Genomic DNA, 26,955 nt, shown 5'->3' with positions numbered 1-26,955 from the left:
TGACCGGTGAGTTCGCAGAATGAAGATCCAAATGTCGCCCACCTTCAGGATTGGTGGCAGCGTAACGGCAAGCCGCTGCTCACCGGTGGCGTTGTGGCCCTGGTGGCCGTGCTGGGCTGGCAATGGTGGGAGCGTAATCAGACCAATCAGTCTCAGGCTGCGTCCATCGTATATCAGGAGCTGGTTCAGGCAGCGCTGGATCCCAGCGGCAAACCGGATACCGCTCGGGTAACGGACCTGTCCAACCAGCTCAAGCAGGAGTATTCAGGTACTACCTATTCCCAATACGGTAGTCTTTTCGTGGCCAAGGTTGCTGTTGAGAGTGGCAAGCTGGATGACGCAGCCAACGAGCTGAAGGCGATTGTCGATAAGCCGGCGGATGATACTGTGGGCGAACTGGCACGCCAGCGTCTGGCGCGTGTGCTGGCTGCGCAGGGCAAGGCTGAAGATGGCCTGAAACTACTGGAAGGCAAGGTTGCAGAGCCTTATGTCGCCAACCGCGAAGAGTTACGTGGTGATCTGTTGGTCAGTCTGGGCCGTGTCGACGATGCCCGTGCCGCTTATGAAAAAGCCAAGTCCGAATTGCCTGCCGATGCCGCCGAAGGCACGCTGCAGATGAAGCTGGATGACCTGGCAAAAGGAGATGCCTGATGCTGCGTTGGAAACATGTTGCGCTACTGGCCTTGGCCCTGACTGCTGTCGGGTGCAGCAGTAACAGCAAAAAAGAGCTGCCGCCTGCTGAATTGCAGGACTTCAAGGCCGATGTTCAGTTGCAGGAGCAATGGAGCCGCTCGGTAGGGGAAGGGCAGGGTGATACCTACAACCTGTTGACGCCTGCCATTGACGGTCAGTCCCTGTACGTGACTGATAACGAAGGCCTGGTCATGGCGTTGAACCGTGAAAACGGTGACATCATTTGGAAGAAAGAGTTGGACCTGCCTGTTTCAGGTGGCGTTGGCGCTGCCTACGGGCTGGTTCTGGTTGGCACGTTGAGAGGAGATGTCGTTGCCCTGGACGCAACCTCGGGCGATGAAAAATGGCGCTCTAGGGTTTCCAGTGAAGTACTGGCTCCGCCGGTCAGCAACGGTGACATCGTGGCTGTCCAGACTCAGGACGACAAGCTTTATGCCCTTGATGCCGAGACGGGGGACCGTCGCTGGCTGTATGAGGAGAGCATGCCTGTTCTGACCCTGCGTGGCACAGGTGCTCCGATCGTAACCAATCGCTATGTTGTCGCCGGCTTGGCCAGCGGCAAGGTGATTGCGCTGGATGAACAGCGTGGCTTGCCGATCTGGGAGCAACAGGTTGCCATCCCGCAGGGGCGCTCCGAGCTGGATCGTATGGTTGATATCAACGGCGGACTGCTGCTTTCAGGCACTACGCTATATGTGGCCACGTACCACGGTCGGGTTGCCGGACTGGATCTGGAGAGCGGTCGTGTGCTCTGGCAACGTGATGCATCCAGCTATACCGGGGTCGCTGAAGGTTTCGGTAACGTATATGTAAGCCTGGAAAATGGCACCGTTGAAGCAGTAGATCAAAATTCGGCTTCAGCGCTGTGGAGCAATGATTCCCTGGCGCGTCGTATGTTGTCCGCCCCGGCTGTGCTGTCGAACTACGTCGCAGTAGGTGATTATGAAGGCTATATTCACCTGCTAAGCCAGACGGATGGTCATATGGCCGGTCGTCAGAAGCTGGGTAACGGCGGCGTTCGGGTTCGCCCGTTAGTGGATGGCGACTGGATGTATGTGTACGGCAACGGCGGTAAGCTGGCTGCCTACACCATTCGCTAAGCTGTCCTGTATGTGTATGGCCGCTATCGCTCTCACGGTAGCGGCCTTTGTGTTTTCTGTATTCCTGTGGAGAGCCGTATGGTTCCCGTTATTGCTCTGGTAGGACGCCCTAATGTAGGCAAGTCCACCTTGTTTAATCGACTTACCAAAACCCGTGATGCCATTGTGGCCGATATCGCGGGCCTGACCCGCGACCGCAAGTATGGCGAGGCGCGTTGGCAGGGGCGGACGTACATCGTTGTCGACACCGGAGGTATCTCCGGCGACGAAGAAGGCATCGATATGAAAATGGCCGAGCAGTCGCTTCAGGCCATTGAAGAAGCCGACGCCGTTCTGTTCATGGTGGATTCCCGTGCCGGGATGACGGCCGGCGATCAGATGATCGCCGAGCACCTGCGTACGCGTAACAAGCGCTGCTTTTTGATCGCCAACAAGGTTGACGCGGTTGATCCAGACATTGCCCGGGCTGAATTCAGCCCAATGGGTTTGGGTGATGCGCTGACCATTGCGGCTGCGCATGGCCGCGGTATCAACGGCATGCTTGAGCAGGTGCTGGGCTCCTTCCCTAAGGATGAGGAAGAAGAGTTCATTGTTGATGCAGAGGACGGAGAGCGCGATCAGGCTTCGGATGAGAATGTCATCGAGAAGCGTATTCCGGGTCCAGATGAAAAAGCCGGGATCAAGATCGCCATTATTGGCCGTCCCAACGTGGGTAAGTCTACGCTGGTCAATCGCATGCTTGGCGAAGAACGGGTCATCGTGTATGACCAAGCTGGCACCACTCGCGACAGTATCTACATTCCCTTCGAGCGCAACGAAGAGAAATACACGCTGATCGATACCGCCGGCGTGCGCCGCCGCGGCAAGATCTTCGAAGCGGTAGAAAAGTTTTCTGTTGTGAAGACGCTTCAGGCCATTCAGGACGCCAACGTCGTTATCTTTGTGATGGACGCCCGTGAAGGGGTAGTCGAGCATGATCTGAACCTGTTGGGTTTTGTCCTGGAAACCGGTCGCGCCCTGGTGATTGCGCTCAACAAGTGGGACGGCATGGAGTCCAGTGAGCGCGATTACGTGAAGACCGAACTCGAACGCCGCCTGATGTTTGCCAATTTTGCGGATATTCATTTCATTTCCGCATTGCATGGCACCGGCGTAGGGCATCTGTACAAGTCGGTGCAACAGGCATTTGCTTCGGCCGTTACCCGCTGGCCTACCAGTCGTTTGACCAAGATCCTTGAGGATGCGGTGCAGGAGCACCAGCCGCCGCTGGTGAATGGCCGTCGAATCAAATTGCGTTATGCGCACATGGGCGGAGCCAACCCCCCGCTGTTGGTTATCCATGGCAACCAGGTGGATGCAGTCCCGCGTGCCTATGTCCGCTACCTGGAAAACACTTATCGCCGAGTATTGAAGCTGATAGGTACGCCTATTCGCATTGAATTCAAGTCGGGTGAAAACCCCTTTGCGGACAAGAAGAACACGCTGACCGAGCGGCAGGTGAACAAAAAGCGCCGCTTGATGAGCCATCACAAGAAAGCGGAGAAGAAGCGCAAGGATAAGCGTCGCTAGTCGCTTCTTTATTGTAACGGGCTGGCGCTGTCTGGCCCGTTTGAATACCAGGCTGCTCGGGCATGTTCCGTGTGGCCAGTCTTAAGTCATGATAGCGGTGCATAGTGCTTCGCTGAGCCGTCGACGGCATCGAAGCCGACCGCCTTGTTGTCGGAGCGTTCGATGATCCAGAGCAAGTTGCCTTCCCTTGGTGTGACTATCTTTACCCGCATGTCCCAACTGGCCATGGAAACGGGTGCAATCAACCTGTCTCAGGGTTTCCCGGATTTCGACGGCCCGGATGCCTTGCGCGAGGCGGTAAGTCGGCACGTCATGGCCGGTCATAACCAGTATGCGCCCATGACAGGGTTGCCCGCCTTGCGTGAGCAAGTGGCCCGCAAAGTGGCTACGCTCTATGGGCGCACGGTTGATGCCGAACAGGAAGTCACCATTACGCCCGGTGCGACGCAGGCCATCTTCTGCGCCATTCAGTCTGTAGTTCGCAGCGGTGACGAAGTGATTGTATTTGATCCCTGCTATGACTCTTACGCACCCTCGGTTGAACTGGCCGGTGGGCGCTGCATCCACCTACCCTTGGCACTGCCGGATTTTGGGATCGACTGGGATCGTTTGCAGGCAGCCCTGACGTCGCGCACACGGGCTATCGTGCTGAACACGCCCCATAACCCGAGCGGCTCGCTGGTTGGTCGCGACGCGCTGGACCGTCTCGCCGCATTGATTCGCGATCGGGATATCTACCTGATCAGTGATGAGGTATATGAGCACTTGGTTTTCGACGGAGCAGAGCATGCCAGTGTACTCACCCATGATGAACTCTACGCCCGTGCGTTTGTTATCAGCTCCTTTGGCAAAACATATCATGTGACAGGTTGGAAGACCGGGTATGTGATCGCCCCGCGCGAGCTTTCAAGCGAACTGCGCAAGATTCACCAGTATGTAAGCTTTTGCGGGGTGACGCCTCTGCAATGGGCATTGGCAGATTTCATGGAAGCGCATCCCGAGCATGTAACCGAACTCCCAGCGTTTTATCAGGCCAAACGAGATCTGTTCTGTGATTTGTTGGGTTCGTCTAAATTGGCGTTTACACGTGCAGCAGGGACCTATTTCCAGCTGGCGGACTATTCCGCTATTCGGGATGACGTAAGCGATGTCGAAATGGCTGAGTGGTTGACGCGTGAGCACGGTGTGGCTGCCATTCCGATCTCTGTGTTTTATCAGGAAGCTCCAAAGGACTTGCGTCTGGTACGTTTCTGCTTCGCTAAACGAGAGGAGACGCTGCGGCTAGCAGCGGAAAAACTGTGCGCGATCTAAGCCTGAGACCTGATTTGAAACTGGCACTCATCCAGACTGAACTGTTCTGGCATGATGCTTCGGCCAACCGCGACCGGTTTACTGCCTTGCTGCAACAGGCGAAAGGCGCGGATCTGGTTGTACTGCCTGAGATGTTCACTACCGGCTTTTCGATGGAATCAGCCCTGCTGGCTGAGGATGAAGGCGGACGTACCCATGCGTGGATACGCGAGCAGGCGGCATCGCTCAATGCTGTGGTAACGGGCAGTCTGATCGTTCGTGATGCCCGGGGGCAGTACCGCAATCGACTCCTGTGGGCGCGGCCTGACGGCACGATGTCCCATTATGACAAACGTCACCTGTTTCGCATGGCCGGAGAGCACGAACATTACACTGCAGGTGAAGCGCAAGCGGTGTTCGAGCTTAACGGCTGGCGCATTCGTCCCTTGATCTGTTACGACTTGCGGTTTCCGGTGTGGAGCCGTGATCCAGTCAAGACTGATCTGTTGCTCTATACCGCCAACTGGCCAGCCGCACGGCGTAACCACTGGAATCGGCTGCTTCCCGCTCGGGCCATTGAAAACCTGTGTTATGTCGCGGCCGTGAATCGTATTGGCGAAGACGGAAAAGGAATCGCCTATAGCGGCGACAGCCAGGTATTGGACTACCAGGGCGAGCCGCTCCTGGACGCCAAGGACAGCGCAGGAGTGTTTACGGTGTCGCTGTCTGCCGACACGCTGTCGCGCTACCGCGATGCGTTCCCCGCGTATCGGGATGTGGACGACTTCGAACTGCTTTGATCGCTCGCTACTCTTCCCTAACGCCCCGTCTGCCATGCTGGCGATGGGGCGTTGTTGTTTCCGGCGCTTGCCCTTTGCCTTGGGACGATTGCAGACTGGCCCTTCGACAGGCTATTCAGGACAACAACAATGCAAACGCCTCGAATCGCAATTATTGGCGCCGGCCTCATGGGTGTCGGGATTGCCACTCATTTTGCTCGTCACGGACATTCGGTTCTGCTGCGAGACGTTTCCGCCGAGGGTTTGAGCGATGTGCCCGCCATTGCCAGAAGCGTTCTGGAAGAGCTATCAGCGGCTGCGCTGTTTGAATCCGGTCAGACCCATGCAGTGCTGAGCAGGATCACGACAACCGATGCGCTGGCCGATTTAGCTGATGCCACGCTATTGATCGAGGCTGTACCTGAGCGGCTGGCGCTCAAGCATGCGTTGTATGCGGAGCTTGAGTCAGTCGTTTCGCCAGAGGCCATCATTGCCAGTAACACAAGCGGCTTTCCTCCCGATCAACTGGCTCAGGGAATGGCATATCCCGAACGGTTGCTCATTGCTCATTTCTGGAACCCGCCTCATCTGATTCCACTGGTCGAACTGGTGCCGGGAGAAAAGACCAACCCAGCCTGTTTGCAGAAGGTGCGGGATGTATTGCAAGTCATGGACTTGGAAGTTGTTCTGCTCATGCGGGCTATTCCGGGCTTTATTGGCAACCGCCTGCAGTTTGCCGTGCTGCGTGAGGCCCTGCATATCATACAAAGCGGTGTAGCGTCACCTGAAGATGTGGACCGGGTCATGCGGGCCTCTCTGGGTAGGCGCTACGGCATGGTGGGACCGCTGGAAGCGGCAGACATGGGTGGTCTCGATACCTTTCTGGACATCGCCAGCCACCTGATGCCGACCTTGGCCAAGGATGAGGAGGTGCTAGAGGTTTTGCGTGAACGCGTCGGGCAGGGAAGAACAGGCCTACGCAGCGGCAATGGGTTTTATGAGTGGAGCGAGGAGCGCAAGGCGCGGATAGCCGAGCGGCGTGCCCATCAGCTACAGCATGCCTTGCGGCCATGAATCGCTATACAGGTGTCGATATGGCGACCGCCAATGACCTGAGCGACTATCAGCAGATTAGTCTGCGGGCGATTCGCTCGCTATTTGAAAGCATCGAGCAGAGCAGCGAAGGCACTGTAATTGTGGACCGTGACCTCCGTATCGTTTGGATGAATGAGCGTTATGCCCGGCGCTTTGGCTTGCCCAGCGCAAAGTCGGCGATCGGGCAGGTGTGTGAGCAGGTGATTCCGGGAAGCTTGTTGCGGGAAGTAGTCAATACAGGCCAGCCCATCCTGCTGGATCTGCTTGATACACCCAAAGGACCAATGGTGGTGATGCGTTTGCCCATCCATGACGATACCGGTCAGGTAATCGGTGCCATTGGCTTTGCCCTGTTCGACGAGTTACGGACGTTGGCCCCCTTAGTGACGCGGTTCTTACGGATTCAGGAGGAATTGGCTTCGACGCGGCGGTCGCTGCAGAACGCCCGGCAGGCCAAATACAGTTTTGCCCACTTCGTAGGCAGCGGCCCGGCCAGTCAGGAAGTCAAGCGACGTGCGAGACGTGCGGCTACGGTAGAGACCTCTGTCTTGCTGTTGGGCGAGACCGGCACAGGAAAGGAGTTGTTGGCGCATGCCATTCATGCGGCATCCCCTCGGGCCAATAAGTCGTTTGTCAGTGTGAATGCGGCTGCCATCCCTGAAAATCTGTTGGAAGCTGAGTTCTTCGGCACGGCGCCTGGTGCCTTTACAGGCGCGGACCGCAAGGCGCGGGCAGGAAAACTGCAGATTGCGCAGGGCGGAACGCTATTTCTGGACGAAATCGGCGATATGCCCCTGAGCTTACAGGCAAAACTTTTGAGGGTGCTTCAGGAAAAGGAATTCGAGCCGCTGGGGTCCAACGAGGTGCTGCGCTGCGACGTTCGGCTGATTGCGGCAACCTCACGCAATCTGGATGCGCTGGTAGCTGAAGGCTCATTTCGGGCGGATCTATATTACCGCTTGAACGTACTGCCCATTGTGGTTCCGCCGCTGCGTGAACGGCGAGAAGACCTGCCGGCGTTATGCGAAGCCATCCTGGACAGTTTGCTGGCAGAAGGACATGCGCCTCGGGAGCTGGATGAGGAAGCACTGGCGTTACTCGCCCGCTACGATTGGCCTGGTAATGTGCGTGAGTTGCGCAATGTTCTGGAGCGCGCATCGCTGTTGAGTGATGAGGCCGTTATTGGCGCGTTCAGCATTGGCTCGGCATTAGGAAAACCCTTGCCGCCCAAAGCGATCGAGCTGGTGTCTATTAGCACTACCAGGACGCCCAGTAACAACATGACGTATGAAGAGGCGAAGCGCCAATTCGAGCATGAGCTCATTACCCAGGCCTTGTCATCGTGCTCAGGCAGGGTCGAGGAGGCTGCCAAACGCTTGGGCCTCGGACGCTCCACCCTTTATAAGAAAATGGCTGCCCTAGGGCTCTTGTCTTGAAATAGAGACTATTCTCAAGTTGGAGACAAAATTGATTCGAAATTGTCTCCAGTTAGAGAAATCGATGAATTAAAGAAGCAGTTAATTAAGTAATTCAAGGTGTTAGCGTCTGGCATGGATCTCGCTAACAAAGCCTTGCTGTCTCCACAGCTACAACAATAACTAGCCGCTGCGCTCGGTACTGATCGGCCAGCGAGGAGAAAACATGAGCGTATTAATTGCTCTAGCGGCGCTGGGTCTGCTGATGCTGGCGGCGTACCGTGGTTATAGCGTTATCCTGTTTGCACCGATTGCAGCCCTTGCAGCGGTGCTGCTGACCGATCCTTCCGCTGTGGCTCCAGCCTTTACCGGTGTGTTCATGGACAAGATGGTCGGCTTCATCAAGCTGTACTTTCCTGTCTTTCTGCTGGGTGCAGTCTTCGGCAAGCTGATCGAGCTTTCCGGTTTTTCTCGTTCCATTGTGGCTGCTGCGATTCGTCTGCTGGGCACACGGCAGGCCATGCTGGTCATCGTGCTGGTTTGCGCCTTGCTGACCTATGGTGGCGTCTCGCTGTTCGTTGTCGTGTTTGCGGTGTACCCATTCGCAGCCGAGATGTTTCGCCAGAGCAACATTCCCAAACGTTTGATTCCAGCCACCATTGCACTGGGTGCGTTTTCATTCACCATGGATGCCCTGCCGGGTACGCCTCAAATCCAGAACATCATTCCTACGACATTCTTCAACACGACGGCCTGGGCCGCCCCGTGGCTGGGGTTGATCGGCTCGTTGTTTGTCATCGCGGTCGGGTTGACCTATCTGGGGCGGCAGCGTCGTAAAGCGATGGCGCGTGGAGAAGGGTACGGCATCGAGTTACGCAACGAGCCGGAAACACCGGACAACATCAACTTGCCGAACCCGCTTCTGGCGCTGTCGCCACTTATCCTGGTCGGCGTCATGAACCTGCTGTTTACCCACTGGATTCCTCAGTGGTACGGCAAGACGCACACGCTAGCGCTACCGGGTCTGGCAACGCCTGTTACCAGCGAAGTCAGCAAGCTGACGGCAATCTGGGCCGTCGAGGCTGCCTTGTTAATCGGCATTTTGCTGGTGCTTGTGGCTGCGTTTAAAACCATCCGTACCCGCTTGGCCGAGGGCACTAAAACCGCAGTAGGCGGGGCTTTGCTGGCCGCCATGAATACTGCGTCTGAATATGGGTTTGGTGCAGTAATCGCTTCGCTGCCGGGTTTTCTGGTCTTGGCAGACGCGCTCAAGACCATTCCCAACCCACTCATCAACGAAGCCATTACCGTAACGCTTCTGGCCGGTATCACTGGCTCGGCTTCAGGCGGCATGAGTATTGCGCTGGCCGCCATGTCGGACAGCTTTATCGCCGCAGCCAATGCCGCACAGATCCCCCTTGAGGTGCTGCACCGGGTGGCGGCCATGGCCAGCGGTGGCATGGATACCCTGCCGCACAATGGCGCCGTCATCACCTTGCTGGCAGTAACTGGACTGACGCACCGGGAAGCTTACAAAGACGTATTTGGTATCACGCTAATCAAGACGTTGGCAGTGTTCGTGGTCATCGGCGTGTTCTATGCCACTGGCATCGTGTAGAGGAGAACGTTATGGACTTGAAAGGCAAAACCGCCCTGGTAACCGGTTCGACCAGTGGAATCGGCCTGGGTATCGCCACGCGACTGGCCGAAGCGGGTGCCGATGTGATCCTCAATGGCTTTGGTGACAGCGAGAAGACTAAAGCCGACCTAAGCCGTTTGGGTGGGCGGGTGGGCTATCACGGGGCGGACTTGTCCCGGCCTGAGCAGATTGCTGATCTTTTCGCCTATGCTGATCATGAGTTCGGTGGTGTGGATATTCTGGTCAACAATGCCGGCATCCAGCATGTGGCATCGGTTGAGACGTTTCCAATCGAGAAGTGGGACGCGATCATTGCAATCAATCTGTCCTCGGTATTTCACGCGACTCGTCTGGCATTGCCGGGCATGAGGCAGCGCGGCTGGGGAAGGATTGTGAACATCGCTTCCGTGCATGGACTGGTAGGGTCGGCACAGAAATCCGCTTATGTGGCTGCCAAGCATGGCGTGGTCGGACTGACCAAGGTGGTTGCACTGGAAACGGCCGATTGTAATGTGACCTGTAATGCGCTCTGCCCGGGCTGGGTGCTAACACCTCTGGTGCAGCAGCAGATCGATGCACGCGCCGCCACAGATGGCGATGCAGAGCGCGCACGGCGGGAGCTTCTGGAAGAGAAGCAGCCGTCACTTGAATTCGTCACGCCTGCCCAACTGGGCGAGCTGACACTGTTTCTTTGCAGCGATGCGGCCGCCCAGGTACGGGGCGCCGCGTGGAATGTCGATGGGGGCTGGTTGGCCCGTTAACAACAATAACGACACGAGGTAAACCATGAACAAGCTTTATCCCAGTGCCGCCCATGCCCTGGAAGGGGTCGTGGAAGACGGCATGACGCTGGCGGTCGGCGGTTTCGGTCTGTGCGGGATCCCCGAAGCGCTGATCCTGGCATTGCGCGAGACCGGCAAGCGCGAGCTGACCGTGATCAGTAATAACGCCGGAGTAGACGGGTTTGGCCTGGGCGTACTGCTCGAGTCCCGGCAAATCAAGAAAATGATTTCCTCCTACGTAGGCGAGAACAAGGAGTTCGAGCGGCAGTACCTTTCCGGTGAGCTGGAATTGGAATTCACCCCCCAAGGCACGCTTGCGGAAAAATTGCGTGCCGGTGGTTCAGGCATCCCGGCGTTCTTTACGCGTACCGGCTATGGCACGCTGGTGGCCAAAGGCAAGGAAACACGCGAGTTCGATGGTGAGCAGTATGTGATGGAGCGGTCGCTGGTGGCGGATGTGGCGCTGGTCAAAGCGATCAAGGCTGACAAGGCAGGCAATCTGGTCTTCAACAAGACTGCGCGTAACTTCAACCCTCTGGCAGCAATGGCGGGCAAGCTATGTATTGCCGAGGTGGAACAGCTGGTGGAAACGGGTGAGCTAGACCCTGATGAGGTCCATCTGCCGGGCATCTTTGTGCAGCGCATCGTTGTGAATGCCAATCCCGAGAAGCGCATCGAGAAACGCACCCTGTCGGAGGGCAACTAACATGGCCTGGACTCGTGAACAAATGGCGCAGCGCGCCGCCAAGGAATTGCAGGACGGCTTCTATGTCAACCTGGGCATTGGCCTGCCCACTCTGGTCGCCAACTATATCCCTGAAGGAATGGATGTGTGGCTGCAATCTGAAAACGGACTCCTGGGTATCGGCCCGTTTCCGACAGAAGAGACCATTGACCCGGACCTGATCAACGCCGGCAAGCAAACTGTTACTGCCCTGCCGGGCAGCAGTTACTTCGACAGTGCCTTGAGTTTTGCCATGATCCGGGGCGGTCATATCAACCTCGCCATTCTGGGCGCTATGCAAGTGTCGGAAAAGGGTGACCTCGCCAACTGGATGATTCCCGGCAAGATGGTAAAGGGCATGGGCGGGGCGATGGACCTTGTTGCCGGTGTAAAACGCGTGGTAGTACTGATGGAGCACACCGCCAAAGGCGCTCACAAGATCCTGCCGGTCTGTGACCTGCCACTGACCGGAGTAGGGGTGGTCAACCGGATCATTACCGACCTGGGGGTGCTGGATGTGACCCCAGAAGGATTGAGGCTGGTCGAGCTGGCTGAAGGCGTCACCCTCGAAGCGTTACAGGAAGCCACCGGCTGTTCAGTAATGGCATAGGCATGGTGGCCTGTTGATCAGCGCAGGACGTACGCGACGGGATCCAGAAGAATGCCGCAGGCGAACCGCCTTGTGCTGATGCCGGGCGCATGGCCACCTTATTTCAGGAGAACAGTAATGCGAGACGTTGTTATCGTGGCCGCTACGCGGACGGCCATTGGCAGCTTTCAGGGTGCGCTGGCCAATGTGTCGGCCGTGGAGCTGGGGGCTGCAGTCATCAAGGCCGTGATCGAAAAAACCGGTATCGCACCGGAACAGGTCGATGAAGTCATCATGGGCCACGTATTGACGGCAGGTCTTGGACAGAACACGGCGCGTCAGGCCTCCATCAAGGCGGGATTGCCGCCTACGGTGCCAGCGATGGCGCTTAACAAGGTGTGCGGCTCGGGCCTCAAGGCGCTGCATCTGGCCACCCAGGCCATTCGCTGTGGTGATGCCGACATCATCGTGGCCGGTGGCATGGAAAGCATGAGCCTTGCGCCTTACGTTCTGCCCAAGGCGCGTACCGGTCTACGAATGGGAAATGCCGAGCTGGTTGATTCGATGATTCAGGACGGTTTGTGGGACGCGTTTAACGATTACCACATGGGGATTACTGCCGAGAATCTGGTCGAGAAATATGGCATCAGCCGCCAGGCGCAGGACGAGTATGCCGCGGCCTCCCAGCAGAAGGCTCTCGCGGCTATCGAGGCGGGCCGCTTCAAGGACCAGATTACCCCTATCGTGATCCCTCAGCGCAAGGGTGATCCGGTGGTGTTCGATACCGATGAGCAGCCGCGTGCAGGCACGACAGCCGAAGCCTTGGCCAAGCTCAAGCCAGCATTCAAGCCCGACGGTACGGTCACGGCCGGTAATGCTTCCAGCATCAATGATGGGGCCGCTGCGCTCATTCTCATGAGTGCGGAAAAGGCCGACGAGCTGGGCCTGCCGGTGCTGGCCCGCATCAAGGCCTATGCCAATGCAGGGGTTGATCCTTCCATCATGGGAATCGGACCCGTGTCAGCGACGCGCCGTTGTCTGGACAAGGCAGGATGGGATCTGGGCGAGCTGGACCTGATCGAAGCCAACGAAGCCTTTGCTGCCCAGGCATTGTCGGTAGGGCAGGAGCTGGGATGGGACTGGGACAAGGTCAATGTAAATGGAGGGGCTATCGCGCTGGGTCATCCGATTGGCGCGTCGGGCGGACGGGTCGTGATCAATCTCTTGTACGAGATGATTCGGCGTGACGCGCACAAGGGGCTGGCGACCTTGTGTATTGGTGGTGGCCAGGGTGTCGCGCTGGCTATCGAGCGATAGGCCAGGGGCTACACGCTTTGTAATGCTACAGGTGTGTAGCCACTGAATTTTCGATGCGTATGTGGTCGTTATGCAAAGACCCTTTTCTTGATGGGAGTCATAACGATGTCTATTTTACGCATGCTGAAAGCCGGTACCTTGAGCGGGCTCATGGCGATTGCGGGAGGCGTGATGGCCGCTGACGCGGACAATCCTTTGACCCAGGAGCGTTGGAAGACGCGTCCCCTTGTTGTCCTGGCGACTTCGGCGGATGATCCGGTGCTCAAACAGTTGACCACCTCCCTTGAAGAGCCACGCAACCGTGAGGCTTTTATCGAGCGGAATATGGTGCTTTATACCGTAGTCGGTGATCGTGGCCAGCGTAACGGTGAGCCGCTGAGCGAACATCAGACCCAGGCGCTGGTCAGTGCGCTTGATGAGCAGCCGAGCGGCAACGCAACGGTCATCTTGGTTGGCAAGGACGGCGGGAAGAAAATCGTGCAACAAGGCCAGATTGATCCTGCTGCGATCTTTGCTACCATTGACAAGATGCCCATGCGCCAGCATTAACCCTGGGCGGCATAGTCATAGGGGCCACCTTTTTCCAGGGCGCGTTGATACGCCGGTCGCGCATGGATACGCTCCAGAAAGGCCTTCAGCTTGGGGCGGCCCTGCGTCAAGCCTGCGCGACAGGCAGCCGCTTCCAGCGGAAAACTCATCTGTATATCGGCTGCTGTAAAGACGTCACCGGCAAACCATTCGTGCTTGCTCAACTCACTTTCCAGATAATCGAAGTGCAGGTTCAGCTGCGGCTGAATGAAGACTCGGGTGACCTGATCACTGATAGCGCGCGCGATAGGGCGGGCGAAAAAAGGCATCGGACCGGTGCGGACACGGTCGAACACCAGCTTGAGAAGCAGGGGTGGCATGGCTGAGCCTTCGGCATAGTGCAGCCAGTAGGTATAGCGTGCACGCTCGGGGGCGTCGGCGGGGGGAACGAGTGACTGCCCGTAGCGGTGGGCCAGATAATCGATGATGGCGCCTGACTCCGCCAAGGTCATCGAGTCATCGGTAATAACCGGCGACTTGCCCAATGGGTGAACATCACGCAGCTCCTTTGGCGCCAGCAACGTCTGCGGATCACGCTCATAACGTTTGAGCTGATACTCGAGCCCCAACTCCTCAAGCAGCCAGAGGACACGTTGCGAGCGGGAGTTGTTGAGGTGATGAACCGTGATCATGAGCGCTCCATAGGCTGAGTAGATACATAGCCTAGCGTACTGTGCGTCTCGCCAAGCAATAAGCGGAACCAAATAAAAAGGCGCCGTGTAACGGGCGCCTTTTTGGACAGCGAAAACTCAGCGACGCTTCAGCCAGGCCGCATAGGGCGGTGGCAGCAGATCCTGAGGGTTCTCGCGACCCAATTCGATAGCGGCATGGTAAGGCCAGAAGGGATCACCCAGTACAGCCTTGCCCAGCATGATCAGATCGGTCTGGCCGCTTTCGATGAGTTCATTGGCATCCTTGGGTTCGCGAATGGACCAGCTGATGGAGGTCAACACATCGACCGCATCGGTGATCTGCTTTGCCTTGTCGCCCATGAAGCCTGGCTTGCCCCATGGAACATTGGACACATCAGGCGTGTTGAAGCCCATGCTGACGTCGATCAGGTCCATACCGCCTTCCTTGAAGCGGCGAATCAGCTCGATGGACTCTTCCATACCCTGGTCGCCTTCAACGAAGTCGGTCACGCCCAGGCGTACGATCAATGGTAGGTTCTGGGGCCATACCTCGCGTACGGCATGGAAGGTTTCCAGCAGGAAGCGTGCACGGCCTTCGAAGTCGCCACCGTATTCATCGGTACGCTTGTTGGCCAGCGGCGAGAAGAAGCTCTGCGCCAGGTAACCATGGGCGAAGTGCAGTTCAAGCAACTCGAAGCCCGCCGCAAGAGCGCGCTTGGCAGCAGCTACGAAATCAGCTGTAACGCGATGGATGTCCTCGATCGTCATCTGCTTGGGGGCACGGGGCAGGTGGGCACCAAAGGCATTATCGGAGGGGCCAATGGTTTCCCAGGCCAGCGGGTGATCTTCCGGCAGATGATCATCGCCTTCCCAGGGACGGTTGGCGCTGGCTTTGCGGCCGGCGTGAGCAATCTGGATACCGGCTACGGCACCGGTGGATTTGATGAAGTTGACGATAGGCTTGTAGGCTTCGGCCTGCTCATCGTTCCAGATCCCCAGGTCAGCAGGGGTGATACGGCCTTCAGGGGAGACGGCGCTCGCCTCTACAACAATAAGACCTGCACCGCCTGCCGCACGCGAGGCATAATTCTGGAAATGCCATTCGTTGGGCATGCCGTCTTTTGCCATGTACTGGCACATGGGGGAGACGGCAATACGGTTACGCAGGGTGACGTCTTTGATTTTCAGTTCGCTAAACAGATCAGCCATTGGGCATGTTCTCCAAGAGTAGGTAGCATCTGGCAGTTAGAGGCTTACCGATATATTGTGTTCAATATAATTGCGTGAAATGTAAACAAGCAAGAGGCTCGGCGTCGCAGGATGTTCGCTTTGGTCTCGACGAGGTCGTCATGTCTGATTCGATAAAAGAGACGCCAAATCGCTCCGTGTGCGAGCTTTCACTCGACGAACAGTTGTGTTTTCCGCTCTACGCAGCGGCAAATGCCACCATTCGCGCCTATCGGCCATTACTTGACCCTCTGGGCCTTACGTATCCGCAATATCTGGTCATGCTTGTGCTCTGGGAGCGGGACGGGCTCAAGGTCACTGAGATCGGCAGGCGCCTGCATCTGGATACCGGAACCCTTACCCCGCTGGTCAAACGCCTCGAAGTCGCCGGTCTGGTCCAACGGTCTCGCCTAGTTGAGGACGAGCGTTGTGTGGCGGTAACGCTGACTCAGGATGGGCGAGCCCTGCAGGAGGCCGCACGTGGCATTCCCGGTACGATGAAACAGACGCTTCCTCTGGATGCCGACACGGTGGCGGCTCTGAAGGCAGGTCTTTCACGCCTGATCGAAGTCAGCGAAACATTGAACGGACGCGATTAGGCCTGGATTGAAACTATAAGGCGCCACGCTTTCCTAACCCTCTGAAACAGTACATTCGATAGGGTGCTGCCATGGCAAAGGCGCATGCACTCAAAGCGCCATGATAGAGACAACAGGTTAAGGATTCTTGAATGCGCGTGTTTAGAACGCTGGGACTGCTGGGGCTGATTTCATTGCTGGCTGCCTGTGCGACACCGTTCGGACCGCCGGCCACGCTGGACGGCAAACTCAGGCGACTGGGCTATAGCCAAGGCGAGCCAATCCGTACAATCCTTGGGTTCGACTTGTCTGGATGGAATTATCTGGATCGCAGCCACATTGCGCTGGGAACTGGCCTGGGGCGGGCCTATCTGGTTGAGTTTGCGCAGCCTTGCGGCAACCTGCAGGCAGGTAACCGTATCGGCTACAGCTCAAGAGCGGCCGGCTTGCGGCCTGGAGATCTGATCATTTCCAATGCGCCAGCCGGTGATGCGGAGCGGTGTACCATTGGTGAGCTGTACAAGCTGATTCCCCTGGACCGCTGATCGCTGCACCGTAGGAGTGGTACTTTGAAAAGCAGCTCTGCCCATTTTCTCCCAAGGAGTTTTCGCGTGAGGCGTCTGATTCCGTTTGCCGCTTTTTTCCTTTTTCCGTTGCTGGCCCAGGCCGAGACCACCAACTGCCGTGTGGTAGGTGTGCACGATGGCGATACGCTGACCTGCCTGACGCCACAGAAAAAGCAGCTCAAGGTTCGATTGGCCGAGATCGATACGCCTGAGTCCAAGCAGCCCTATGGGACTCGTGCGCAGCAGTCCCTCTCCAGCATGGTTTTTGGTAAGGATGTGCGGCTTGAGGTACAGGATACCGACCGCTACGGCCGCAAGGTGGCGCGCGTTTACCAGGACAGGACAGATGTGAATGCCGAGCAGGTCAAGTCCGGCTCGGCCTGGGTGTACCGGCAGTATTTGAAAGACAAGTCGCTGCTGGATCTTGAGGCCGAAGCCAAGGCTGCCAAGCGCGGTCTTTGGGCGCTACCGGAGTCGGAACGCATGCCACCGTGGGAGTGGCGCAAGGCCGACCGTGATAAGCGTCAGGATAAGCGGCAGGGATCAGCCACCTACATGCCGCCGGTCAAGCCGGCAAGCGAGGAAGGCGGCGAGTTCAACTGCTCGACGCTCAAACGCTGTAATGCCATGTCCAGCTGCGCCGAGGCGAAATTTCAACTGCAGCAATGTGGCAACACTCAGATCGATGGAAATCACGACGGGGTGCCCTGCGAGGCGCTTTGCAAGCGGTAGGATTGTTATAACCGTAAGCCTTGCGGGCTTACGGGCTTTCATTGACCCCGTCAGGGTATATAGGCGTTGATGAAGATGGCGGGATCGACCCGGGCATCGTTCAGGCTGACATTCCAGTGCATATGCGGCCCGGTGGCTCTACCCGTCGACCCCACGAAGCCTACCACGCCACCTCTGGGCACATCCTGCCCCAGCTTTACATTTACTTTGGACATATGGCAGAACATGCTGATAAAGCCCTGTCCGTGGTCGACAAATACCGTACGGCCATTAAAGAAATAATCGCCAATCAGAATGACCTTGCCTGCGGCTGGCGCCTTAATCGGTGTACCGGCTGGAACGGCAAAATCGAGGCCTGAATGTGGGTTGCGCTCCTGGCCATTGAAAAAGCGCCGCAAGCCGAACGGGCTGGAAAGGCGTCCATCGACGGGGCGGTCCAGCAGCAGGTTACTGGGCGTACCGGGGGAAAAGATCTGATAGGCCTTGGTCTGCTCAGCCAGCTCATGCTCGATTCGCTTGAGATCCGCCGGATTAGGGTTTACCTGCCGATCATTTTTCAGCGTGATGTGCTGTTCCTTATAGTGGCGACTGCGCACGGCAAAGGTTTCCGTGCGGCTACCATTGACCGTCAATGTCTGCTGACCGGGTTTGATCGTGAGTGGAATACCGACGATAGCGATCCAGCGCTGGCCCTCTTCATGGACCACCATGACCGGCTTCCCTTGATAGGTCGCTTTGGGAGCCGTCGGGCCGTTGCCCAATGGAACAACCGCTACACCCCCTGGAACAGGTTTATCCAACAGGCGGGTGATGAAGCCTTCAGCATGGGCGCAAAAGGTAAAACATAAGGTAATCAGTAGCAGAAGAAAGCGAGGCATAGGAAAACAATCAAGGCGATGTGATCCAGTCATCCTCGTTCATGTCTTGGCTTCTGGCAAATCGCTCGTGGCTGAACCCGGGCGAGTTCACACCGGTCACTGCATGAGGACATCAAGGAAAGCCTCATGAAGCTCTACTACTACGAACACTGTCCCTTCAGCACCAAGGCGCGTATGGCGCTGGGCCTCAAGCAACTCGATGCAACGCTTCAGGTGCTGTTGTATGACGATGCAGCCACCCCTGAGCGTTTGGTAGGCAAGAAGACTGTCCCGATCCTGGTAAAGGACGACGGGACCGCCATGACGGAAAGTCTGGCGATTGTTCACTATCTTGATCATCTCGATGACAGACCAATGATCGAGCAGGCCCATTCACAAGCTGTAACCGCCTGGATTGAATCTGCCCTGCCGTCGTTTCAGCAGCTGGGCTATCCGCGCTGGGCACAGATCGGCCTCAAGGAGATGGGCTCGCGTGAGGCGCACGCGCTGTTTGTCGAGAAGAAAAGCCAGATCATCGGAGATTTCAATGCGGCCCTGTCAAACAGCCAGCAGGCAATTGATGACATCAATCACCGCCTGACATTACTGGTCGAGATGTACAGCCTTGATCCGGCGCGTCCGCAGCTCCTGCTGGATGACTTCAACCTGTTTCCGATCCTGCGCGGCTTGAGCGTCACGGCTGGGCTGGAGTGGCCAGACTCGGTGCGCCGCTATGTCGACGAGCTGAGCGCACGTGTTCAGGTAGAAACGTTTTTCAGTCGCGCCTGCTAATGGTCAGTCCAGCAGGGAGAGCGTCGTTGGTTCCCGATGATTGTCTTCCACCCGAACATCCAGCTCGCCTTCAGCCAGGCGGGCTTTGAGGCGCTGGCCATTACGCGTTTGATCGGTGGACCGGATGGCGTGGCCGCGTTCGTCGAGCAGAATGCTGTAACCACGACCCAGAGTGGCAAGCGGGCTGACGATATGCAGCGTTTGAACCTGGGCGGCCAGGCGCTGACGACGCTCCTTGAGCTGGCGTTCCATGCAGCGCGGAAGCTGCTGGGCCAGTTGATCCAGCCGCTGACGTAGCAGAGCAAGTTGACGGCCCGGATGCTGGCCAGCCAGTCGCGTCTCGATATGGGCAAGGCGGTCCCGCCGTCGGTTCATGTCGATGACAAAGGCGCGGCGCAGGCGCATGTCCAGATCATCGATACGCTGAGCCTGCTGGCGCAGCCGCTCGCCCGGATGCTTGAGCCGACGCGTCATGTTTTCCAAGCGCAACTGCTCACGGCTGAGCCGCTCACCCATGCGGACAACCAGGCGCCGATACAGCGCGTCCAGGCGGTTTTTAAGGTCCCCGCTGTGAGGGGCCAGAAGTTCGGCTGCAGCTGAGGGGGTAGGGGCGCGTACGTCGGCCACGAAGTCGGCAATCGACACATCCGTCTCATGCCCGACCGCGCTCACGATAGGCGTTTGAACGGCTGCAACAGCGCGGGCAACCTGCTCTTCGTTAAAGCACCATAGATCCTCAAGAGAGCCACCGCCCCGGGCCAGAATGATCGCATCGAAACCCTGCACGTCTGCCGTTTGCAACGCACGAACGATCTGTCCGGTGGCCTCACGCCCTTGTACTGCCGTAGGTATCAGGACCAGCTCGACCTGTGGCGCACGGCGCTTGAAAACGCTGACGATATCGCGGATGACCGCCCCGGTCGGTGAGGTCACGATTCCGATACGGCACGGATGGCCCGGCAGCGGTTTCTTTCGCTCTTGCGCGAACAAGCCTTCGTCCAGCAGTTTCTGCTTCAAGGCTTCGAATGCCTGTCGCAAGAGCCCGTCACCTGCTGGCTCCAGGGTTTCCAGAATCAGCTGATAATCACCACGGCCTTCAAACAGCGAGACCTTGCCGCGAACCTTCACTGCCATGCCATCCTTGAGCAGGTTTCTGACACGCACGGCGTTCTGCCGGAAGAGGGCGCACCGTACCTGGGCGTCCTTATCCTTCAAGGTAAAGTAGATATGGCCGGAGGCGGGGCGGGCAAGATTGGATATCTCGCCTTCCACCCAGACCTGAGAAAAGACGTCTTCCAGCAGAACACGGGCACGGCCGTTGAGCTGGCTGACGGTTAGGACCTCACGGTCGAGGCCGAGACGTTGAAAAGGATCGTTAAGCATGGCGGGCATCATAAGCCCGCCGTCGGCTGGATGCTAGCGACCCAGCACGTCTGGGTTCGCGACATTTTCCGGCTCGCCCGCAAAGAAGGCGATCAGATTGGCAAACGCTTCGCCAAAGTAGAGTTCGTAGCTGTGTTTCTCTACGTAACCCAGATGAGGCGTGCACAGGATGTTGGGGTGGGAAAGCAGGGGATGGCCGGCCGGTACAGGCTCCTCTTCATATACGTCTACCGCGGCATAGCCTGGGCGACCTGCCTCGACAGCTTCAAACAGTGCGCCCGGCTCGATCAGACCTGCACGGGCAGCATTCACCAAAAGGGCTGACCTCTTCATCAACGCCAAGTCCTCACGACGGACGATATGACGGGTCTTGTCTGAAAATCGCAGGTTCAGGCTCAGTACATCCGACTCGGCAAAGAAGGTTTCCTGGCTGTCGGCGGCGCGATGACCGTCCGCCAGTGCAGCCTGCCTTGAAGTCTCACTGCCCCACACCAGAACAGGCATGCCAAAGGCCTGACCATATCGGGCGAGCAGCTTGCCAATCTTGCCGTAGCCCCAGATACCCAAAATTTGGCCGTTCACGCGTTCGCCCAGATTGACCTGCCAGCCACCGGCATAAAAGGCATCGATGGCTGGTTTGAGCTTGCGCCGCGCCATGAGAATCAGCGCCCAGGTCAGTTCGGCAGCGGCGATGGGCGAGCCGGTGCCTTCCACCACCGCAATTCCGCGATGAGTACAGGCTGCGACATCCAGATGACCGGTCGCCTTGCCGGTCTGGCTGATCAGCTTGAGGCGGGGTAGATGGGACAGCAGCGCCTCGTCGACATGTGTTCGCTCACGGGTCAGCACCAGCGCATCGGCTTCTCGAAAGCGCTCGATCAGAACGGCTGGGTCACGCTCGGCATCATGATAGACCGTGACGGTATGCCCGGCACGTTCGAGCAGGGTAAAGCAGTCCAGGGTTTCGACAACGTGTTGATAGTCGTCCGGGATGACGATGTGCATGGCGGCGCTCCGTTGTGTTCTTGTGCCGACAGTTGAGCATAAGAATAGAGAGCCGCCTAGGTGGGATGGGCCGTCTGGGCAGGGTGCCCAGACGGATAATCTGATGCCCTCAAAAGGTCACGCTGGCACTCAGGCGCGCCGTACGAGGCTCGCCCACATTGACCTGCAATGCGCTACCGGTGCTGGAGGGGTAGTAATGCTTGTCAAACAGGTTGTCGACGTTGAGTTGCAGCTTGGCTTTATAGCCATGCACAGGCAAGTCCCAGCGTAGGAAGGCATCGGATATAGTGTAGCTACTCATCCAGTAACTGTTGGCATTGTCACCAGCGCGCTCACCGATGTAACGCAGACCTGCACCAGCATGCCAGCTACCAAGGCTAGAGGGCACGTTCAGATGGTGGGTTAAATATAGGCTTGCCGTATGCTTAGGCGCTTGGCTTAGGCGATTTCCTTCGTTATCAGGATCATCAAGGATTTCAGTATGGGTGTAGGCGTAAGTGGCGATCATATCCCAGCGCTCAGCGATCCGCCCCGTTATATCCAGTTCAATTCCTTGTGAGCCTACTTTGCCGGCAGCATCAGAAACACTCTCGCCGCTAACAGTCGTGGTAGTAACGACATTTTTCTTTTCAATATCGAATAGCGCTAGATTGGCATAAAGACCTGGCACAATATCGTATTTTGCCCCCACCTCATAACTACGGCCTTCTTCGGGATCAAAGGTCCGCCCAGTATCGTCTACCGTGTCGTTAGGGACAAAAGAGCGACTATAGTTGCCGTACAGTGATAGCGCTTCATTGACGTTGAATACCACGCCTGCAAAGGGCAGAAAGGTATCACCGTTATCGTCACGGTTGACCGTGCGACTGGCTCCAAGACCCTGGGCACTATATTGATCATAATGCTGATAGCGTCCGCCCAGTACCAGTATCCAATGCTCGTTCAGATGCCAGTTGTCCTTGAAATAGAACGATGTGGACGTCAGCTCATTGGATAGGTTGCTGGTGGATGTACTGACTACGCTGGGCTCCGCCAGGCTGCCATAGGTAGGGTTGTAGATATTGAATCCACTCTGCGCCGTGTTGCGGTAGGATTTACCTCGGTATTTATCGGAGTTTTCCTGCTCTGCGCCAATCAACAGATCATGACGTTGCCCCAGAACATCTTGATGGCCGATAAAATCCAAACTGCTATAGCGGCTCTCATAATCGTAATGGCCACCATTGGCCTGGCGGCGTAAAGTTCCTGTGCTTGAGAGGGAGCTAGGTTGCGCAATAGCCAGGCTATAGCGATCATTATTCCAACCGTATGTCAGGCGCGTTTTCCAGTCGTCGCTAAGTTGATATTCAAAGCGTGCAGTAACGGTTTCGCTGATACCTGTAGTTTTGGCCCACTTTTCGTCTAGACGTTTGCTATAGCTCACATCTGCTGGATGACCGTCAACAAACACGGTACCGCGGTCAAACGGGCTCGTATAGTCGTTGTATTCATAGGCCAGCGTTACACTGGCGCGTTCACCGGTCCAACTCAGCGAGGGAGCTATGAGTGTATGCTGGTCGATACCATAGTTACGCCAGTAATCCTCGCTTTGCCGCTCGGCAATCAGACGGTAGGCTAACCCTGTGTCGCCTATCGGACCAGTTGTATCAAGCGCCAAGCTACCTCCGCCCTCGCTATAGGCCGAGCCGCTAAGTGTTGTGCTCTGCATGTATTCGGGCTGCTTACTGATCACATTGATCAACCCTCCAGGCTCCAGGGCGCCATAAAGCAGGGAGGCGGGCCCCTTGAGTATCTCGATACGGTCAGTCGTCGCACTCATGTTATGAGATACCACCGAGCGAATCCCGTCGCGCAAAATAGATCCATCATCATTAGTACCAAATCCGCGTTTGACTACCGAATCTTTGGTATTGCCCAGCGTATTACCCTGACTGACTCCACTAACAAATTTCAATGCATCATCCAGGGAACGCACGTGATAGTCCTGGATTGTCTGCGGTGTTACTACATTGATCGATTGTGCCTCTTCCTTAATGGGCACATCACTTTTGCTCGCCGTGCTGGTGCGCTTGGCTGTATAGCCGTCTTCTGCCTGAGGCATATCTGCCTGGATTTCCATGGTAGACAGGTCGACGCGGTCTTCCGCCTGGGCCGGTAGGGTGTACGCAGCGATGCAACCGGCAAGCAGGGAAAGAAGAAAAGGTATTTGCCGGACATGGCCAAAGGGGCGTGGCGAGGCTTTCAAGATAGGTGCTCATGATTTGGTAATGATAATTATTCTAATTTGATATTGTTTCCCATGTAAACGGAGCGGCAACTTTCATGCCTACGTTGAGGCTTTCCTCTAGGACAGGTATAATGTCGCGCTTCTTATTTTTCCCGCCCGGGAGCCCCTGCCATGCTGCGCATCAGCCAAGAAGCCCTGACTTTCGACGACGTTCTCCTGATTCCCGGTTATTCCGATGTCTTGCCAAAAGACGTCAGCCTGAAGACCCGCCTCACGCGCGGTATCGAGTTGAACATTCCCCTGGTATCCGCTGCGATGGATACCGTAACCGAGTCCCGTCTCGCCATTGCCATGGCCCAGGAAGGCGGTATCGGAATCATCCACAAGAATATGACGGTCGAGCAGCAAGCTGCTGAAGTCCGCAAGGTCAAGCGCTTCGAGGCCGGCGTTGTAAAGGACCCGATCACGATCGATGCCAGCGCAACCGTCCGCGACCTGTTCGACCTAACGCGTCAGCACAACATCTCGGGTGTACCGGTCCTGGCCAACGGTGATCTGGTCGGTATCGTCACCTCCCGTGATGTGCGCTTTGAAAACCGCCTCGATATTCCGGTACGCGATGTAATGACGCCCAAGGAGCGTCTCGTTACCGTTCGCGAAGGTGCCAACAAGCAGGAAGTGCGCGAGCTCTTGCACAAGCACCGTCTGGAAAAGGTCCTGATCGTCGATGAGGCCTTCAACCTGAAAGGCATGATGACCGTCAAGGACATCGAAAAAGCCAAGGCCTATCCGAACGCCAGCAAGGACGAAGCGGGCAGCCTGCGTGTCGGCGCTGCCGTCGGTACCGGCGCCGAGACGCCTGAGCGTGTGTCTGCGCTGGTTGCTGCCGGTGTTGACGTTATTGTGGTCGATACCGCTCACGGTCACTCCAAGGGTGTGATCGAGCGTGTACGCTGGGTCAAGGAAACCTATCCGCAGGTTCAGGTCATCGGTGGCAACATCGCGACCGGCGAAGCGGCCAAGGCACTGGCTGATGCAGGCGCCGATGCCGTCAAGGTCGGTATCGGCCCGGGCTCCATCTGCACCACGCGTATCGTAGCCGGTGTAGGTGTTCCGCAGATCTCCGCCATTGCCAACGTTGCCGCTGCGCTGGAAGGTACAGGTGTTCCGTTGATCGCTGATGGTGGTATCCGTTTCTCCGGTGACCTGTCCAAGGCCATCGTGGCGGGCGGTTACTGTGTAATGATGGGCTCGATGTTTGCCGGTACCGAAGAGGCGCCAGGCGAGGTCGAGCTGTTCCAGGGTCGCTCCTACAAGTCCTACCGTGGCATGGGCTCGCTGGGTGCGATGTCGCAGAGCCAGGGCTCCAGCGACCGTTATTTCCAGGACTCCGCGTCCGGTGCTGAAAAGCTGGTACCGGAAGGCATTGAAGGTCGCGTACCGTACAAAGGTCCGTTAGCCGCTATCATTCATCAATTGATGGGTGGCCTGCGTGCCTCCATGGGTTACACCGGCTGCGCCACGATCGAGGAGATGCGTACCAAGCCTCAATTCGTTCGCATCACCGGCGCCGGCATGGCGGAATCCCATGTACACGATGTGCAAATTACGAAAGAAGCGCCCAACTACCGCGTAGGCTGATTGCCGCGACGATAGGTTCGCTGGGTGTTTTATGTTGAGATTCGGGGCTGTCTTAGACGGCCCCGAATCGTCTGTTCTTACCGCTCATGAGAAATGGCCATGTCCCAAGACATCCACGCTCACCGTATTCTGATTCTCGACTTCGGTTCCCAGTACACCCAGTTGATCGCACGCCGTGTGCGTGAGCTCGGTGTTTACTGCGAACTCCATCCCTTCGACATGGATGACGCCGACATCCGTGCCTTTGCCCCTCGCGGTATCATCCTTGCCGGCGGACCGGAATCGGTACACGAAGCCAATAGCCCTCGCGCACCCAAGGCCGTATTTGAGCTGGGTGTTCCGCTGCTAGGCATTTGCTATGGCATGCAAACCATGGCCGAGCAGCTGGGCGGCAGAGTCGAAGGCTCCAACGTTCGCGAGTTTGGTTATGCTAAAGTCGATGTAGTCGGCAAGAGCCGCTTGCTTGACGGTATCGAAGACCATATCGACGACGATGGCGTCCTTGGTCTGGATGTCTGGATGAGCCACGGCGACAAGGTATCCAACCTGCCGGAAGGTTTCCATATCGTTGCCAGCACTCCAAGCTGCGCCATTGCAGCCATGGGTGACGAAAAACGCGGCTGGTATGGCGTGCAGTTCCATCCGGAAGTGACTCATACCAAGCAGGGCGGCCGTATCCTGTCGCGCTTCCTGTTGGATATCTGCCAGTGCAAGGCACTGTGGACACCCTCCAATATCGTTGAAGACGCCATTGCCCAGGTTCGTGCCCAGGTTGGTAGCGCCAACGTGCTGCTCGGGCTGTCCGGTGGTGTGGACTCTTCCGTGGTCGCTGCGCTGTTGCACAAGGCCATCGGTGATCAGCTGACCTGTGTCTTCGTCGATAACGGTCTGCTGCGTCTGCATGAGGGCGATCAGGTCATGGCCATGTTTGCCGAGAACATGGGCGTGAAGGTCATTCGTGCCGATGCCGAGCACCGCTTCCTGACCAATCTGGAAGGCGAAGCCGATCCAGAGAAGAAGCGCAAGATCATTGGCCGCACCTTTATCGACGTGTTCGATGCAGAAGCCAGCAAGCTGCCAAACATCAAGTTTCTGGCACAGGGCACTATCTATCCGGACGTGATCGAGTCTGCTGGCGCCAAGACGGGCAAGGCGCACGTGATCAAGTCCCACCACAACGTGGGTGGCCTGCCGGAAGAGATGAACCTGAAGCTCGTCGAGCCGCTGCGTGAGCTGTTCAAGGATGAGGTCCGCAAGATTGGTCTGGAGCTGGGCCTGCCCTATGACATGGTGTACCGCCATCCTTTCCCCGGCCCGGGTCTGGGCGTGCGTATCCTGGGTGAAGTAAAAAAGGAATACGCCGACCTGCTGCGTCGCGCGGATGACATTTTCATCACCGAACTGCGCAAGGCTGATTGGTATCACAAAGTCAGCCAGGCTTTCGTAGTATTCCAGCCGGTCAAGTCGGTTGGTGTGGTTGGCGATGGCCGCCGTTACGCCTGGGTCGTAGCCCTGCGTGCTGTAGAAACGATCGACTTCATGACCGCGCGTTGGGCTCACTTGCCTTATGAGCTCTTGGAAAAGGTTTCCAACCGCATCATCAACGAGATCGACGGCATTTCCCGCGTGACCTACGACGTGTCGAGCAAGCCGCCGGCAACGATCGAGTGGGAATGATCTGACGCATTAAGCACAAAGGCCGCCTTTCTAGGCGGCCTTTGTGCTTTTAGCCGAT

The 26,955-nt window shown here is 57.2% G+C and carries 25 protein-coding genes; 19 read left to right on the top strand and 6 right to left on the bottom strand.

The features are described 5' to 3' along the window. The first annotated feature begins 6 nt into the window (after positions 1-6). The 13 genes from EAW52_RS16730 (at position 7) to EAW52_RS16670 (ending at position 13,541) form a co-directional block, all read left to right on the top strand. The gene (locus tag EAW52_RS16730) at positions 7-651 is read left to right on the top strand and encodes a tetratricopeptide repeat protein (RefSeq protein WP_122043290.1); all 645 of its coding nucleotides are present in this window, start codon (positions 7-9) and stop codon (positions 649-651) included. Beyond that, positions 651-1,793 (top strand): outer membrane protein assembly factor BamB, encoded by a 1,143-nt coding sequence (gene bamB / locus EAW52_RS16725; protein ID WP_122043289.1) that lies wholly within the window; start codon positions 651-653, stop codon positions 1,791-1,793. The genes EAW52_RS16730 and bamB overlap by 1 nt, the downstream gene beginning before the upstream one ends. 78 nt (positions 1,794-1,871) lie before the next feature. After that, positions 1,872-3,362, top strand: a complete 1,491-nt coding sequence (der, locus tag EAW52_RS16720; RefSeq protein ID WP_122043288.1) for a ribosome biogenesis GTPase Der — start codon at positions 1,872-1,874, stop codon at positions 3,360-3,362. Between the two features lie 162 nt (positions 3,363-3,524). Next, positions 3,525-4,673, top strand: a complete 1,149-nt coding sequence (locus EAW52_RS16715) for a pyridoxal phosphate-dependent aminotransferase (protein WP_010797335.1) — start codon at positions 3,525-3,527, stop codon at positions 4,671-4,673. Then, positions 4,661-5,452 (top strand): amidohydrolase, encoded by a 792-nt coding sequence (locus tag EAW52_RS16710; RefSeq protein ID WP_122043287.1) that lies wholly within the window; start codon positions 4,661-4,663, stop codon positions 5,450-5,452. Before EAW52_RS16715 ends, EAW52_RS16710 begins: the two co-directional genes overlap by 13 nt. Positions 5,453-5,581: 129 nt before the next feature. Next, on the top strand, positions 5,582-6,505 hold the full coding sequence (locus EAW52_RS16705) for a 3-hydroxyacyl-CoA dehydrogenase family protein (protein WP_122043286.1): 924 nt from the start codon (positions 5,582-5,584) through the stop codon (positions 6,503-6,505). Positions 6,506-6,525: 20 nt separating this feature from the next. Then, entirely contained in the window at positions 6,526-7,962 is a 1,437-nt protein-coding gene (locus tag EAW52_RS16700; protein WP_122044839.1) for a sigma-54-dependent Fis family transcriptional regulator, read from the top strand. A 205-nt stretch (positions 7,963-8,167) separates the two neighbouring features. Continuing rightward, positions 8,168-9,559: a GntP family permease gene (locus EAW52_RS16695; protein WP_122043285.1), complete on the top strand. Its 1,392-nt coding sequence runs from the start codon at positions 8,168-8,170 to the stop codon at positions 9,557-9,559. An 11-nt stretch (positions 9,560-9,570) separates the two neighbouring features. Continuing rightward, positions 9,571-10,341 carry a 3-hydroxybutyrate dehydrogenase gene (locus EAW52_RS16690; RefSeq protein WP_122043284.1) on the top strand — a complete coding sequence of 257 codons (771 nt, stop codon included), beginning with the start codon at positions 9,571-9,573 and terminating at the stop codon, positions 10,339-10,341. A gap of 25 nt (positions 10,342-10,366) precedes the next feature. Next, complete coding sequence (locus EAW52_RS16685) at positions 10,367-11,068, top strand: CoA transferase subunit A (RefSeq protein WP_122043283.1); 702 nt, start codon at positions 10,367-10,369, stop codon at positions 11,066-11,068. 1 nt (position 11,069) lies between these two features. Further along, a complete protein-coding gene (locus EAW52_RS16680; RefSeq protein ID WP_122043282.1) occupies positions 11,070-11,696 on the top strand; it encodes a CoA transferase subunit B in 627 nt (208 codons plus the stop codon). 117 nt (positions 11,697-11,813) lie between these two features. Beyond that, complete coding sequence (locus EAW52_RS16675; RefSeq protein WP_122043281.1) at positions 11,814-12,992, top strand: acetyl-CoA C-acetyltransferase; 1,179 nt, start codon at positions 11,814-11,816, stop codon at positions 12,990-12,992. Positions 12,993-13,097: 105 nt separating this feature from the next. Continuing rightward, complete coding sequence (locus EAW52_RS16670; RefSeq protein ID WP_122043280.1) at positions 13,098-13,541, top strand: DUF4174 domain-containing protein; 444 nt, start codon at positions 13,098-13,100, stop codon at positions 13,539-13,541. On the opposite strand, the gene EAW52_RS16665 is transcribed toward EAW52_RS16670, so the two are convergent. Continuing rightward, the gene (locus EAW52_RS16665) at positions 13,538-14,212 is read right to left on the bottom strand and encodes a glutathione S-transferase (RefSeq protein WP_122043279.1); all 675 of its coding nucleotides are present in this window, start codon (positions 14,210-14,212) and stop codon (positions 13,538-13,540) included. The genes EAW52_RS16670 and EAW52_RS16665 overlap by 4 nt on opposite strands. 117 nt (positions 14,213-14,329) lie before the next feature. Next, complete coding sequence (locus EAW52_RS16660) at positions 14,330-15,421, bottom strand: NADH:flavin oxidoreductase/NADH oxidase (protein WP_122043278.1); 1,092 nt, start codon at positions 15,419-15,421, stop codon at positions 14,330-14,332. 140 nt (positions 15,422-15,561) lie between these two features. Between EAW52_RS16660 and EAW52_RS16655 the strand changes: the two genes are divergently transcribed. The 3 genes from EAW52_RS16655 to EAW52_RS16645 all read left to right on the top strand — a co-directional run bounded on the left by EAW52_RS16655 (position 15,562) and on the right by EAW52_RS16645 (position 17,315). Continuing rightward, entirely contained in the window at positions 15,562-16,038 is a 477-nt protein-coding gene (locus tag EAW52_RS16655; protein ID WP_122043277.1) for a MarR family winged helix-turn-helix transcriptional regulator, read from the top strand. 131 nt (positions 16,039-16,169) lie between these two features. After that, entirely contained in the window at positions 16,170-16,562 is a 393-nt protein-coding gene (locus EAW52_RS16650) for a DUF6491 family protein (RefSeq protein ID WP_122043276.1), read from the top strand. A 66-nt stretch (positions 16,563-16,628) separates the two neighbouring features. After that, positions 16,629-17,315 carry a thermonuclease family protein gene (locus tag EAW52_RS16645; protein ID WP_122043275.1) on the top strand — a complete coding sequence of 229 codons (687 nt, stop codon included), beginning with the start codon at positions 16,629-16,631 and terminating at the stop codon, positions 17,313-17,315. Positions 17,316-17,365: 50 nt separating this feature from the next. On the opposite strand, the gene EAW52_RS16640 is transcribed toward EAW52_RS16645, so the two are convergent. Beyond that, positions 17,366-18,193: a peptidoglycan DD-metalloendopeptidase family protein gene (locus tag EAW52_RS16640; RefSeq protein ID WP_122043274.1), complete on the bottom strand. Its 828-nt coding sequence runs from the start codon at positions 18,191-18,193 to the stop codon at positions 17,366-17,368. A 126-nt stretch (positions 18,194-18,319) separates the two neighbouring features. On the opposite strand from EAW52_RS16640, the gene grxB reads away from it, so the two are divergent. Next, entirely contained in the window at positions 18,320-18,964 is a 645-nt protein-coding gene (gene grxB / locus EAW52_RS16635; protein ID WP_122043273.1) for a glutaredoxin 2, read from the top strand. Between the two features lie 3 nt (positions 18,965-18,967). Here grxB and xseA read toward each other — a convergent pair whose 3' ends face one another. The 3 genes from xseA to EAW52_RS16620 all read right to left on the bottom strand — a co-directional run bounded on the left by xseA (position 18,968) and on the right by EAW52_RS16620 (position 23,471). Next, the gene (gene xseA / locus EAW52_RS16630; protein WP_122044838.1) at positions 18,968-20,347 is read right to left on the bottom strand and encodes an exodeoxyribonuclease VII large subunit; all 1,380 of its coding nucleotides are present in this window, start codon (positions 20,345-20,347) and stop codon (positions 18,968-18,970) included. A gap of 33 nt (positions 20,348-20,380) precedes the next feature. Further along, the gene (locus EAW52_RS16625) at positions 20,381-21,352 is read right to left on the bottom strand and encodes a D-2-hydroxyacid dehydrogenase family protein (protein WP_122043272.1); all 972 of its coding nucleotides are present in this window, start codon (positions 21,350-21,352) and stop codon (positions 20,381-20,383) included. 109 nt (positions 21,353-21,461) lie between these two features. Further along, positions 21,462-23,471, bottom strand: coding sequence for a TonB-dependent siderophore receptor (locus EAW52_RS16620; protein ID WP_256680835.1), 2,010 nt, complete (start codon positions 23,469-23,471; stop codon positions 21,462-21,464). A gap of 279 nt (positions 23,472-23,750) precedes the next feature. Between EAW52_RS16620 and guaB the strand changes: the two genes are divergently transcribed. After that, a complete protein-coding gene (gene guaB / locus EAW52_RS16615; RefSeq protein WP_122043271.1) occupies positions 23,751-25,220 on the top strand; it encodes an IMP dehydrogenase in 1,470 nt (489 codons plus the stop codon). A 99-nt stretch (positions 25,221-25,319) separates the two neighbouring features. After that, the gene (guaA, locus tag EAW52_RS16610; protein WP_010797356.1) at positions 25,320-26,897 is read left to right on the top strand and encodes a glutamine-hydrolyzing GMP synthase; all 1,578 of its coding nucleotides are present in this window, start codon (positions 25,320-25,322) and stop codon (positions 26,895-26,897) included. Positions 26,898-26,955: the final 58 nt, after the last annotated feature.

The sequence above is a fragment of the Pseudomonas sp. LTJR-52 genome, from assembly GCF_003691465.1.
GTDB lineage: Bacteria > Pseudomonadota > Gammaproteobacteria > Pseudomonadales > Pseudomonadaceae > Chryseomonas > Chryseomonas luteola.
Note: the sequence above shows the minus strand (reverse complement) of the source record. Positions and strands in the feature narration are given on the sequence as shown.